Annotated in this window: 15 protein-coding genes and 1 tRNA gene; 8 read left to right on the top strand and 8 right to left on the bottom strand. The window is 36.9% G+C overall.

Going from position 1 to position 12974, the window contains the following annotated elements; all coding sequences use genetic code 11:
* The first annotated feature begins 138 nt into the window (after positions 1 to 138).
* Both BLP98_RS02855 and BLP98_RS02850 read left to right on the top strand, forming a co-directional pair.
* Positions 139 to 444, top strand: a complete 306-nt coding sequence (locus tag BLP98_RS02855; RefSeq protein ID WP_074481823.1) for a DUF6442 family protein — start codon at positions 139 to 141, stop codon at positions 442 to 444.
* 3 nt (positions 445 to 447) lie between these two features.
* Entirely contained in the window at positions 448 to 654 is a 207-nt protein-coding gene (locus tag BLP98_RS02850; protein ID WP_074481822.1) for a helix-turn-helix transcriptional regulator, read from the top strand.
* 176 nt (positions 655 to 830) lie between these two features.
* On the opposite strand, the gene BLP98_RS02845 is transcribed toward BLP98_RS02850, so the two are convergent.
* The 4 genes from BLP98_RS02845 to BLP98_RS02830 form a co-directional block, all read right to left on the bottom strand.
* On the bottom strand, positions 831 to 3482 hold the full coding sequence (locus tag BLP98_RS02845; RefSeq protein ID WP_074481821.1) for a valine--tRNA ligase: 2652 nt from the start codon (positions 3480 to 3482) through the stop codon (positions 831 to 833).
* Positions 3483 to 3541: 59 nt separating this feature from the next.
* On the bottom strand, positions 3542 to 4120 hold the full coding sequence (locus BLP98_RS02840; RefSeq protein ID WP_074481820.1) for a GNAT family N-acetyltransferase: 579 nt from the start codon (positions 4118 to 4120) through the stop codon (positions 3542 to 3544).
* 249 nt (positions 4121 to 4369) lie between these two features.
* Positions 4370 to 4687 (bottom strand): helix-hairpin-helix domain-containing protein, encoded by a 318-nt coding sequence (locus tag BLP98_RS02835; protein ID WP_074481819.1) that lies wholly within the window; start codon positions 4685 to 4687, stop codon positions 4370 to 4372.
* A 2-nt stretch (positions 4688 to 4689) separates the two neighbouring features.
* Positions 4690 to 4944, bottom strand: coding sequence for a DUF1912 family protein (locus tag BLP98_RS02830; RefSeq protein ID WP_004230643.1), 255 nt, complete (start codon positions 4942 to 4944; stop codon positions 4690 to 4692).
* A gap of 255 nt (positions 4945 to 5199) precedes the next feature.
* Between BLP98_RS02830 and BLP98_RS02825 the strand changes: the two genes are divergently transcribed.
* The 3 genes from BLP98_RS02825 to pnuC all read left to right on the top strand — a co-directional run bounded on the left by BLP98_RS02825 (position 5200) and on the right by pnuC (position 7733).
* Positions 5200 to 5967: a nucleoside phosphorylase gene (locus BLP98_RS02825; RefSeq protein ID WP_074481818.1), complete on the top strand. Its 768-nt coding sequence runs from the start codon at positions 5200 to 5202 to the stop codon at positions 5965 to 5967.
* Between the two features lie 389 nt (positions 5968 to 6356).
* The gene (locus tag BLP98_RS02820; protein ID WP_074481817.1) at positions 6357 to 6995 is read left to right on the top strand and encodes a deoxynucleoside kinase; all 639 of its coding nucleotides are present in this window, start codon (positions 6357 to 6359) and stop codon (positions 6993 to 6995) included.
* Positions 6996 to 7001: 6 nt separating this feature from the next.
* Positions 7002 to 7733 (top strand): nicotinamide riboside transporter PnuC, encoded by a 732-nt coding sequence (gene pnuC / locus BLP98_RS02815; protein ID WP_074481816.1) that lies wholly within the window; start codon positions 7002 to 7004, stop codon positions 7731 to 7733.
* Positions 7734 to 8034: 301 nt separating this feature from the next.
* Here the strand turns inward: pnuC and BLP98_RS02810 are convergent, their stop codons facing one another.
* From BLP98_RS02810 to BLP98_RS02800, 3 genes are all read right to left on the bottom strand, one after another.
* Positions 8035 to 8613: a GNAT family N-acetyltransferase gene (locus BLP98_RS02810; protein WP_074482226.1), complete on the bottom strand. Its 579-nt coding sequence runs from the start codon at positions 8611 to 8613 to the stop codon at positions 8035 to 8037.
* 136 nt (positions 8614 to 8749) lie between these two features.
* Positions 8750 to 10102: a 23S rRNA (uracil(1939)-C(5))-methyltransferase RlmD gene (gene rlmD / locus BLP98_RS02805; RefSeq protein ID WP_074481815.1), complete on the bottom strand. Its 1353-nt coding sequence runs from the start codon at positions 10100 to 10102 to the stop codon at positions 8750 to 8752.
* A complete protein-coding gene (locus BLP98_RS02800; protein WP_234792778.1) occupies positions 10102 to 11004 on the bottom strand; it encodes a tetratricopeptide repeat protein in 903 nt (300 codons plus the stop codon). Before BLP98_RS02800 ends, rlmD begins: the two co-directional genes overlap by 1 nt.
* Positions 11005 to 11063: 59 nt before the next feature.
* On the opposite strand from BLP98_RS02800, the gene recX reads away from it, so the two are divergent.
* The 3 genes from recX to BLP98_RS02785 all read left to right on the top strand — a co-directional run bounded on the left by recX (position 11064) and on the right by BLP98_RS02785 (position 12824).
* Positions 11064 to 11840, top strand: a complete 777-nt coding sequence (gene recX / locus BLP98_RS02795; protein WP_074481813.1) for a recombination regulator RecX — start codon at positions 11064 to 11066, stop codon at positions 11838 to 11840.
* 85 nt (positions 11841 to 11925) lie between these two features.
* A complete protein-coding gene (locus tag BLP98_RS02790) occupies positions 11926 to 12459 on the top strand; it encodes a nucleoside tri-diphosphate phosphatase (protein ID WP_074481812.1) in 534 nt (177 codons plus the stop codon).
* A gap of 53 nt (positions 12460 to 12512) precedes the next feature.
* Entirely contained in the window at positions 12513 to 12824 is a 312-nt protein-coding gene (locus BLP98_RS02785) for a DUF960 domain-containing protein (RefSeq protein WP_074481811.1), read from the top strand.
* A 57-nt stretch (positions 12825 to 12881) separates the two neighbouring features.
* Here the strand turns inward: BLP98_RS02785 and BLP98_RS02780 are convergent.
* Positions 12882 to 12953 (bottom strand) — tRNA-Glu (locus BLP98_RS02780).
* Between the last annotated feature and the right edge of the window lie 21 nt (positions 12954 to 12974).

Here is a 12974-nt window from a genome sequence, read left to right as displayed (position 1 = left end):
TTTCTTTATTATACTACAAAAGAAAAATTCACTTTTAAAATAAGCAATAGTCAATTCACAAACTAGTTATCATTTGACAAGTTTTCTTGGCGATTTTATAATTATTATGACAACAAAACTTGGCAGGAGGACTCACTTATGAATAAGGAAGATATTTTAAAAATGGCTCAAAGCGAAAAAAGAGATGAAATGGAGTTACATATCAAAGATAAATCAATGACGTGGTCATATCTGGTTATGGTTATTGTGGCTGGCCTGTTTAGCTTCTTTAAATCTCTTCATGGATTTCCTATAGCTGATTTAACAGCTACAGTTTCTGCTTCCGTCGGTACAACATTAGCTTATCGTTATGCTAAACTAAAGGATAAACAAGATTTATTTTTTGCGATTGTTATGTTTATTATTGCACTGATTTCTACAATTTATTTCTTTATAGGATATTAACAAATGACTAATAAACTTGAATTAAAAAACAATCTTAAACAGGCTCGATTAGAACAACATTTATCACAAGCAGCTCTTGCAAAACTAGTTGGGGTTTCTAGAAATACCATAAGCTCAATTGAAACAGGACAATTTAATCCAACAGCTAAATTAGCTTTACTTTTGTGCATCGCTCTGGATAAAAAATTTGAAGACTTATTTTACTTTTAATGGCTAACATACCAAAACCCCCACCTCAATTTCTTGAAGTGGGGGTGTTTTTGGGATAACTATTGGATTTAAGTTATTTGTAGTTATCTGTGAAAAAGAAAGTTAACTAGGATTGTTTATAGTATAGATTTCCTTACTTAAGGCAATCTTAACGAATCCTTGTAGAAACCTTAAACTTATTTCACCAATTTTTTCATGTCTTCGATACGAGCGACTGTTGCGTCGTATTTGGCTTGGTAGTCAACTTGTTTGTCACGTTCTTTTTGGACAACTTCTGGTTTAGCGTTAGCGACGAATTTTTCGTTACCAAGCTTGCGAGCAACCATGTCCAATTCTTTTTGCCATTTAGCAAGTTCTTTGTCAAGACGTGCCAATTCTTCTTCAACATTAAGAAGATCAGCAAGTGGCAAGAAGATTTCTGCGCCAGTGATAACGCTAGACATTGCCAATTCTGGAGCTTCAATATCAGAAGAAATTTCTAGTTTTTCAGGATTTGTGAAACGTTTGATGTAGTTCACATTGCTGTTAAAGAAGTCTTCCAATTCTTTATCGCTTGTTTTCACAAGAAGTGTAATTGGTTTGCTTGGAGCAACGTTCACTTCGCTACGTGCGTTACGTACAGCACGGATAAGGTCTTTAAGACTTTCAACACCTTTGTGCGCTGCTTCATTTTCAAATGCTGGGTTAACAGTTGGATATTCAGCTGTTACGATTGAACCTTCAGAAATTTGTTCAAAGATTTCTTCAGTTACGAATGGCATGATTGGGTGAAGCAAGCGAAGGATTTTATCAAGTGTGTAAAGAAGAACTGAGCGAGTGATAACTTTTTCATCTTCATTGTCGCTGTAAAGAACTTCTTTAGTCAACTCAACGTACCAGTCAGCAAATTCATCCCAGATGAAGTTGTAAAGAATGTGACCAGCCACACCGAATTCAAATTTATCAAAGTTTTCAGTGACTTTAGCGATTGTTTCGTTCAAGTTGTGAAGAATCCAACGGTCAGTAACGTTACCAGCTGTTCCAGCGGCAACTTTTTCAACATTAGCGCTAGCTTGTTCAAGTGTAAGATCTTCATTGTTCATCAAAATGTAACGAGAGATGTTCCAGATTTTGTTAATGAAGTTCCAAGCAGCATCCATTTTTTCGTAAGAGAAACGAACATCTTGACCTGGTGCAGAACCATTTGACAAGAACCAACGAAGGGCGTCAGCACCGTATTTTTCGATAACGTCCATTGGGTCAATACCGTTACCAAGTGATTTAGACATTTTACGTCCTTGTTCGTCACGGATAAGACCGTGGATAAGCACGTTTTCAAATGGACGGCGTCCTGTGAATTCCAATGATTGGAAAATCATACGTGATACCCAGAAGAAGATGATATCATAACCAGTTACCAATGTAGATGTTGGGAAGTAACGTTTGAAGTCTTCTGCTTCTGTGTCAGGCCAACCCATTGTTGAGAATGGCCATAGAGCTGAACTGAACCAAGTATCAAGCACGTCTTCGTCTTGAGTCCATCCGTCACCTTCTGGAGCTTCTTCACCGACATACATTTCACCTTCAGCATTGTACCATGCAGGAATTTGGTGACCCCACCATAATTGACGAGAGATAACCCAGTCGTGAACATTTTCCATCCATTGTAGGAAAGTATCGTTGAAACGTGGTGGGTAGAATTTTACTTCGTCGTCAGTGTCTTGGTTAGCAATGGCATTTTTAGCCAATTGATCCATTTTAACGAACCATTGTGTTGACAAACGTGGTTCAACTGGCACACCAGTACGTTCTGAGTGACCAACGCTGTGAACCATTTTTTCGATTTCAACAAGCGCACCGATTTCTTCCAATTTTTTAACGACAGCTTTACGTGCTTCAAAACGATCCATACCAGCAAACTCACCAGCAAGTTCGTTCATTGTACCGTCGTCGTTCATGACGTTGATTTGTGGCAAGTTATGGCGTTGACCAACTAGGAAGTCATTAGGGTCGTGTGCTGGAGTAATTTTAACCACACCAGTACCGAATTCTGGGTCAGCGTGTTCGTCACCAATGATTGGAATAGCTTTGTTAACGATTGGAAGGATAACATTTTTACCAATCAAATCTTTGTAACGGTCATCATTTGGGTTAACTGCAACGGCAACATCACCAAACATTGTTTCAGGACGAGTTGTTGCTACTTCAAGGCTACGTGAACCATCTTCCAACATGTAGTTCATGTGGTAGAAAGCACCTTCGACGTCTTTGTGGATAACTTCGATATCAGAAAGGGCTGTACGAGCTTTTGGATCCCAGTTGATGATAAATTCACCACGATAAATCCAACCTTTTTTGTAAAGTTGAACAAAAACTTTACGAACCGCTTTTGACAAACCTTCATCAAGAGTGAAACGTTCACGTGAGTAATCTACAGAGATACCCATTTTACCCCATTGTTGTTTGATTGTTGATGCGTATTCATCTTTCCATTCCCAAACTTTATCAAGGAATTTTTCACGACCAAGGTCGTAACGTGAGATGCCATCTTCCGCAAGACGTGCTTCAACTTTTGCTTGTGTTGCGATACCAGCGTGGTCCATACCTGGCAACCACAAAGTATCAAAACCTTGCATACGTTTTTGACGGATAATAATATCTTGCAAAGTTGTATCCCAAGCGTGACCAAGGTGAAGTTTACCAGTTACGTTTGGTGGTGGAATAACGATAGAATACGGATGAGCTTTCTTATCGCCAGAAGGCTTGAAAACATCTTCATCCAACCATTTTTGATAACGACCAGCCTCAACCTCAGCTGGGTTATATTTTGGTGAAAGTTCTTTTGACATAATATGTCCTTTCTACAATTTTTTCAGTAAGTTAATCAATTCAATTTATCAGGTGCTGCTTACAACTTCTCCCACTCACTTTTTAGCAATCCGTAACGTAATAAATCACAACGTTTTCCTTGTGCATCTTTACGATCACGGATTCTTGATTCAAGAGTGAAACCAAGTTTTTCAGCTACGCGCTGGCTAGCTTTGTTGTAACTATAACATTCAATTTCGATTTTATGGAGACCTACCAGATTAAAACCAACTTCTAAAAGCGCACGCGCAGCTTCTGGCATAATGCCTTGTCCCCAATAATCTGGATGAAGCAAATAGCCCATTTCAAAAACATCATCAGCATGACGATGATTGAAATCAACCGAGCCGATAACTCTATTAGAGCCTTTGGGACAAATACCGTATCCAGCTGGAATATTCTGATCAATCCAACGCTTTGGCATAATATTCTCTAGGTAATTTTCCTCTTCTGCCACACTTTTGACAGGTGGAAAACCGGCTGGCCAAGTCACTTCTGGCAAGCTCGCATAATCAAAAATATCCTTAGCATCTGACACCAAACGCTGACGCAAGTAAAGACGTTCTGTCTCTACATCCGGAAGTTTATTGTCTTTAATCTGACCTAAAATCTTAATCACGGCAATTCCTCCATCTTGGCATAAAAAATCGCCCCTGTCTTTCGACAGGGACGAACTTTTATAAATCCGCGGTACCACCCACATTCGAGTGACTAGCACTCGCAACTTTGTTATTCAGTTACAACCTTCAGCAACCAGCCTCGACATTTGTGCGGATTTCTCAATAGCACCGCTCCCTGTAACAAATGGTCTTCAAGACACCTCTGAATGTTATTATTTTAACAGATTTGGTCAGCTAACGCAAATGGATTAAGCTTTGAAAGCTACGCCATTTTCTTTAAGTTTGTTAACTGTTGCTGGACCAATTCCTTTAAAGGCCAAAACTTCTTTTTCAGTGAAGTTAGCAAAATCAGAAACTGATTTGATTCCTTCATTGTAAAGTGTTTCAACAAGTTTTGGTCGAATGCCTTCTACGGCAGAAATCGCTGAAAATTCTTCCAAACTAAGAGTCGCTTTTGAAACAACGTTAGCAGCAGCTTTAGCAGTTGATGTAGCAGCTGTTTTGATGATACCTGCACGTTTTAATTTCAATAAATACTCTTTTTTACGATTCTTTTTCTTTGCCATTTTTAATAATTTCTCTCCCCTAAAAGATTATCTGGTAATTCGTGGAAACCTTTACCGGCTTTATAATTAGCAAATTTGCCTTGGATATAACGGTAAGCATCTAACTTACTTTCGTAACGGATGTAAGCATCAGCAGCACGTTCATCCTTATCTTCTTCCACAATTTTACGGCTGGCTTCCATTGCCATTTCATTAACTGTAATTTGTGAATCAACCCAAGCTTCAAATTCTTTTAAAAATTCTTGTTCGTAAGTCATAAATACCTCTCGTCTGATTTCCTAGGTCATATTATAACACAAACCTTGAGAAAATGAGAGCCTTGTAAAGGATTTGTAACATGATTTCCATGAAACAGCTTCTTTTTCAAGATATTTTTCTGAAAAGATAGGTCAAATCATTGAAATAGCTGAAAATTTAACAACTTTTTACTCATACAATCTTGTCTTTTTCTACCATATAAGATAGAATATTAAAAATATTTTGACAAGATATTCTTGGAAGGGAGTTTTAAAATGATTTTATCGCAATTTGATGCAAAACAAGAAGCTATTATCAATCCAAAAGATATCGTACAAGCACTGCCAGATTTTCCAAAAACCGCTGTAACTTGCTTTGCAAGAGGCACTTTTGCGAGAATTTTAGCTGAATTTTCGCACCGTAAACTTACCAAAACAACTGTGGCTAATCTCGAAATTCCGGTTTATGCACTAGACTTTCACGGTCAAGAAGTTGCCTTTTTCAATTCTTATGTTGGAGCCAGTGGCTGCGTGGCTATCTTAGAAGACATTATCGCCATGGGAGCTGAAAATTTGCTTGTCTTTGGGACTTGTGGAGTACTTGATAGCAATATCAAGGAAACGTCAATCATTATCCCCACAACAGCTATTCGCGACGAAGGAACTAGTTATCACTATGCTCCTGCAGCTGATGAAATCGCCCTTAATCATACTTATCGCAAACATTTCAAAAGCTTTCTTGAGCAGCTAAATATCTCTTATACCGAAGGAAAAGTCTGGTCAACTGACGGTATTTACCGCGAAACACATGGGAAAATGTTAGCCAGGAAAGCACAAGGCGCTATTGCTGTTGATATGGAATGCTCTGCCATTGCTGCACTTGCTGACTTTAGAAAAATAAACCATTTCCAATTCTTTTACTCAGCTGATAATTTAGATGCCGAAACATGGGACGCTAGAACACTAGCTAACGACGCTGATTTGGAAACCAAAGACCGCATTGCAAACCTTGCCTTAAGCTTTGCAACTCAAGTATTTCAATAATAGTCTAAGAAACTCAGCCTTATTAGCTAAGTTTTTTTGAAATTTTTTTATTGCTGTTAATGCTTGATTTTTAGCTATATTTGACTTTTTAATCAAAAAAAATCAGTTTTAAGCTCTTGTCAAACACAAAATATAGTGCTACTATTTTATCCGGGCACAAGATATTGTGTCTAAAACTTTTGTCTCGACAAGGCAAGGCCTTAATTTGTCAAACATAGATATTATATTGGGAAAGGAGGACATGTTTCACCTATTTCCACACCATAATACTCACCCAAACATACATTTACTAACCTTTTCATAAGACAGATAGCTAAGCTATCACACATACATTAACATTTTACACATATTCACAAAATAAAAAAGCATACTGGAGGTGCATTACCATCGTGATTATTCTAGCAGGAATGATAGGAGTCGGAAAAACTACCTACACTTCTCTCTTGGCCAAAGAACTTGGCACAACAGCTTTCTTTGAACCTGTTGATAATAACCCAATTTTAGATAAATATTATGAAGACCCAGAAAAATATGGGTTTGCTTTACAAATTTACTTCTTGAACAAGCGCTTCAAATCAATCAAAGAAGCTTACGAAGCAGACAATAATGTCTTAGACCGTTCAATCTACGAAGATGCTTTATTCACTTATATCAATACCCTTCAAGGAAGCATCAGTGATCAAGAATACAATATCTATTTGGAATTGCTAGACAACATGATGGAGGAAATTGACGGACTTCCTAAAAAAGCTCCTGATTTGCTAATCTACCTCGAAGGTAGTTTTGACCACATCATGAACAACATCAAAAAACGTGGACGTGATTTTGAACAACCAGATGACGAAAATGGTCTAACAGATTACTACAAACTCCTTCACAAGCACTACACAAAATGGTATGAAGATTACCAATACAGTCCAAAAATGAAAATTAACACCGACAACCTCGATGTTACAAAACCTGAGGACTGGAATAAAGTGTACCAAATGATCCGTCAAGAAATGAAATCAATTGGAATTGGAGATTAACATTTTTTGAAAAAAGAACTTTCACTTAAAGAATCATTTAACAACGCTTGGAATCGTTTTGACTTAAAAGAAAAGATTTTCGTAATCTTTGCCTTCTTAGTCTCTCTCGGATTTACCCTATACGGGATGATTCCGACACTCTTTTCAGGAGACCTTAACATCTTACATGTCCTCTCAATTATCATGTCTATCTTTGGTTTTATTGGGACATGGACACTAGCGATTCAATGGCAGCACACCTTTAAAGCAAATGGCGTTCAAAATGTTGCTGGGATTTTAGTGGCTGGCATTCAAGGTGTTTACGGTGAAATGTTCAAAAGTTGCTATTACCTTGCAACAGAATTTATCGGACATTATAACTGGAAAAAGCGCCGCAATGATGACGGTGAATTAGTTGTTGATAAAAAATTCAGTCTAAAAGACGTTCTTATCGCTGTTTTCTTCTGGACATTTGGTTTAGGATTTATTTCTTACTGGATGGGAGGACAAAAAATTGTCCTTGATGCCATCACAAATGGTCTTTCCTTTACTGCCCAACAACGCCAAGTCAAAGGTCACATCGATGGCTACTACATTTGGCTAGTTGTTGATTTGCTCAGTTTCATCCTTTACCTCTCTATCGGAAACCCAATTGTTGCCTTCAGTTACCTAGGTATGGTGGCACAAGGTTTCGTGGGAATTATTATCTGGAAGAAAAGCCAAGGCCAAGAAAGTCTAGCTCAAGAAAACCTAGCTTAACATCACTATAAAATTAAAAAACTCAAAAAAGGCTGAGACATTTTTGTCTCAGCCTTAATGCTTATACGATTGTAATAAGTAATACGCACTAGTTGAGTGAGTTCTAATGCGTTGAAAAATCAACTTTTACAAGCCTTTTTGACATCAAACTTCACTTAACTCGATTTCCCACCTCGAAAGATTTCCCAAATCTTTCGAGCCATGTGGGGGTGAGAGTAAAACAATTCAGTGAACTGTTTTAGGTCAGCAACAAGAAATTAAGACTTGCTGAGAAATCGAATTTCTTCGAAATTACCGATTTCTATCTCACTCCCTTTTTAATAATCTCATGAATTGATTTAACAGGCTGAACATCTTTTTCATGTTCTCCTAGCATTTTTTCCATCCAAATCATATCATACCAACGGTTAAATTTATAACCAGAATGATGAAATTTTCCAACTAGCTGATAACCAAGGGCATGGTGAAACTTCTCGCTTCCATTTGTCAAGTAAGCATCTTCTGTATCTGTCGAGGCAATACAGGCATTCACATTTAATATTCCCATCTGCGCCAAATAATCTTCTAGGACCCCATAAATCTGACGCCCTACACCCTTACCACGCGCAGCTTTATCCAAATAAACTGTCATTTCAGCCGACCAAGCATAAGCAGCTCTAGGATGAAATTTTGAAGCATAAGCATAGCCAAGAATCTTACCATCCTCTTCGGCTACCAAATAAGGATAAAAAGCCATAATTGTACGCATACGAGCTGTAAATTCCTCTAAAGTCGGCACATCATATTCAAAAGTAATAGCTGTTTCTTCAACATAATAACGATAAATATCAAGCAGAGCTTTTGCATCATCTAAGCTTGACAAACGGATCGTAATGGCCATTCTCACAAGTCCTCCAAAAATAATCAATAATTTAGTATAACGATAAAGTAGCCCAGTGTCAAAATAAACATAACACCACTTGTCAAATTCACGATTATTAAAAAACGCAAGGAGCCCCTTACGTTTCATCATTTTCTTATTTCTTGACTAACTTAACAACTGCTTCTGTCCTTGCTGTATGCGGAAACATATCCACCGACTGAATATAATGGACATCATAAACTTTACTTAATTTTACTAAGTCACGAGCTAATGTTGCCGTATTACATGACACATAAACCATTTTAGCAGGTTGATACTTCAAAATAGTATCTAAAAGCTTATCATCAAGACCTGTACGTGGTGGATCGACGATTAAGGCATCCGCACGATAACCTTCCTTATACCATTTTGGAATAATCTCTTCTGCGCGCCCAGCCTCATAGTGAGTATTGTCAAATCCCATACGCTGCGCATTTTTCTTAGCATCAGCAATTGCCTCTGGAATAATATCCATACCACGAACACTTTTTACCTTATCAGCAAAAGCAAAACCAATTGTCCCAACACCACAATAAGCATCTATGACATGGTCATTTTCAGTTACATCAAGCGCTGCAACAGCCTGACTATACAAAACCTGCGTTTGTTCAGGGTTCAATTGATAAAAGGCACGTGGCGACAAGCTAAATTGATAGTTCAATACCTCTTCAGAAATATCTGCATTCCCCCAGATAACCTCTGTTTTTTCGCCATAAATATCGCTTGATTTTGAACGATTATAGTTCACAGCGATTCCTTTAATCTCTTCAAATTCTGCTGTTAAAGCCTTAATCACAGGTGCCAAGAAAACATCACGACTAGTGATAAAAATAATTTGAACTTGGTTGCTTGCCTTTGCCTTACGAATCATTACAGTTCGAATACCAGCAATCTTGCGTTCATCATAAATTGGAATATGATGCTTTTCTAAAAGCTCTGTCACACGATTAATAATCGCTTGTGTCAATTCATCCTGCACCAAACAATCCTTGATATCAACAAGGCGATGACTCCCCTCTTCAAAAAGCCCAGCCTTCACTTTTCCTTTAAAAGAACGTGTCTGGAATTGTAACTTAGCACGATAATGATAAGGCACTTCCATCCCCAGTGTATGACGAATCTCGAAGTCTTCATAACCTGCAGGTTTGAATTTTTTCAATGACTGTGCAATCAAATCGTCTTTAAATTCCAATTGCTTGTCATAACGCAAATGCATGATTTGGCAACCACCACATTTTTGATAAATCGGGCATTTTGGTTCCACACGAAATTTTGATTTCTTATTGATTGTAAGCAGCCTAGCCTGCGCAAAATTTCGCTTAACTGAGGTAATCTGACAAAAAATATCTTCCCCCTTCAAAGCACCTGGGACAAAAACCAAAGTCTTCTTATAAAATCCGATTCCTTCACCATTGATTCCCATACGCTTGATTTTCAAAGGAATTTTTTGTTTTACTTTTAAATTCATTAGTGACTAAATATAACTCCTGCTTCTTTCAATTTTTCTAAAGTTGCCTTACCAAACTGAGGTAGGGCTAATATTTCTGCTTCTGTCCAAACTTGAAAATCTTGCAAATAATAAATATCATGTGCTAGCAAAATATCAATTTGGAATTGTGTTAAAAAGATCAAAGATTCAACTTCTGACTGCCCAACGTTATGCTCTGAAAAATAATCATTCAAGTAAGCTTGTACATAATTTCCAGCAGTCATCAACAAAGGTAAAATACGATAAAGAGCAACATATACTGCTTCTAGACTATCTTTTTGATGAATTCCGGATGCCCCAACAGACATAATATCATCCATTAAAAGCTCAGGTGATTGGCAAAAAATAGTAAAATCTTTCACATTGGCATTCAAAATTTCTAACAAATGATGAGCCATTTCATCATGCCCACTTAAAATAGCCCCCACCAATAGAGGTACCTCTAATAAAATATCGTGTTCATCAGACTTTTCCTTGAAGAAATCTAGAGCCTTATCATATTGAGACGTCAAAATATAAAGAGCCATTAGCTCATGAGAACACGCAAAAAGATCAGAAGAATCAAGCGCATAAACCTCTTCAAATTGCTCAAGAGCTCTTTGATAAAGACCATTTTGCTTGTATAACATTCCAAGATTCACTTTTGAAAAATAGTAATCTCTATCTGAAACTTCATCTTTTTCATAAAGTACTTGATAATAATCAACACGTTTTCTAAGCTCAGTTAAATCCTCATATAAATTCCAACTTTCAAAGCCTAGTTCAGCCTCTTCATCTTCCCAGAAATCATCATCACTCGCAATTTCTTCGTGACTAAACTCATCATCAAATCCCTTTAAAAGACGATACTCTTCTAAATCAATGATTTTACTACCTTTCACCACATCACCTCCCTATACTTTAATCACTACTATTTTAACATTTTTGTTATAATGAATGTATGAAAATCACTAAAATCGAAAAGAAAAAAAGGCTATATCTTTTAGAAATCGACGAGAAAGATAAACTTTACGTAACAGAAGACACTATTGTTCACTTTATGTTAAGTAAAAATATGGAAATTGATGAGAAAACCTTGAAAGAAATTCAAAAATACGCTCAATTTTCGTATGGTAAAAATCTAGCCCTTTACCAAATTTCCTTCAAACAACGTACCGCAAATGAAGTAAAAACATACCTCGAAAAGCACGAAATTAATAGCCAATATATTCCAGAAATTATTGAAGATCTCAAAAAAGAAAATTGGATAAATGATGCTCAGTATGTTGAAACCTATTTATCACAAAATTTAACATCAGGTGACAAAGGCGGCTATGTTTTAAAACAAAAATTACTTCAAAAAGGAGTTGATGCTCAGCTTATTGACCAACAATTAGCAGATTTAGACTTTTCAAACCTTGCAGAAAAAACAGCTCAAAAACTTTTACGAAAGTACCAAAATAAACTCTCAACAAAAACACTCAAAGATAAAATCATCCAAAATATGATGAACAAAGGTTTCTCTTACTCCGAAGCAAAAGATGCCTTTGAAACACTTGATATCGAAAAAGATGAAGAACAAGAATTCGAGCTATTAAATAAAGAACTTGATAAACAATATCGGAAATTTAGTAAAAAATATGAAGGCTATGAACTAAAGCAACGATTGACACAAGCTCTTGCTCGAAAAGGCTTCTCCTATGATGACATCAAGAATGCCCTTAGAGATTATTTGTGAAATAAATTGCATTTCTAAGTGTCCTTTTTCAGAAAATTATGATAAACTATAACAGATAAGTTTAATTGTAGAAAGTTGGTAAGGCATGAAATTACCTAAGGAAGGCGACTTTATTACAATTCAAAGTTATAAGCATGATGGTAGTTTGCACCGAACATGGCGCGACACTATGGTACTAAAAACAACAGACAATGCTGTTATAGGAGTTAACGATCACACACTAGTAACAGAAAGTGATGGGAGACGTTGGGTTACGCGAGAACCAGCCATTGTTTATTTCCATAAAAAATACTGGTTTAATATCATTGCAATGATAAGAGATAACGGTGTTTCATACTACTGCAATCTTGCTAGTCCATACGTCATGGACGAGGAAGCCCTCAAGTATATCGATTATGATTTAGACGTCAAAGTCTTTGCGGACGGTGAGAAAAGACTACTTGATGTCGATGAATACGAAATACACAAAGAAGAGATGGGTTACTCCCCTGACATTGATTTTATTTTAAAAGAGAATGTCAAAATACTTGTTGATTGGATTAACAATGGAAAAGGACCATTCTCAGAAGCCTATATTAACATTTGGTACAAACGTTATCTTGAACTTAAGAATCGTTAAAGTTGCGAGCACTCCACAAGGGGTGCTTTTACGCTAAAGAAAGGAGTTACTATATGGCATTTGAAATCAGTAAAGAAAGATATGCCAGTTTTGGCGTTGCGACAAGCCTTCCACATGAAATTATTGATACTTTTTGGGATATTCTAGATAACTATCTCAGGGGAGTCTTCTCACTCGACTCTATTATCAGCTTTCGATTAACTGAAAAACAAGGAAAATTAACAATACAATACCAAGACCAAAAACGCCAAAATGCAATTGCTTTTGACTACAACTACCCTTACGATCCCTATTTTCCAAACATTGTCTACCTTATTGATCAATCAGGAACGGAAACTCTACTATTGCCACACGAATTAGATTAAAAAAAGAAGGCTTAAAAGCCTTCTTTTTTTAAACCTTCTAAACAAAAATAAATAAAATAGTCCGTACGGGATTCGAACCCGTGTTACCGCCGTGAAAAGGCGGTGTCTTAACCCCTTGACCAACGGACCATATTTAGAAATGGGCACAAG

The organism is Streptococcus equinus, assembly GCF_900104225.1.
Classification (GTDB): Bacteria; Bacillota; Bacilli; order Lactobacillales; family Streptococcaceae; genus Streptococcus; species Streptococcus equinus_D.
The sequence above is the reverse complement of the archived record's forward strand: the minus strand, read 5'-3'. Positions and strand labels throughout refer to the sequence as shown.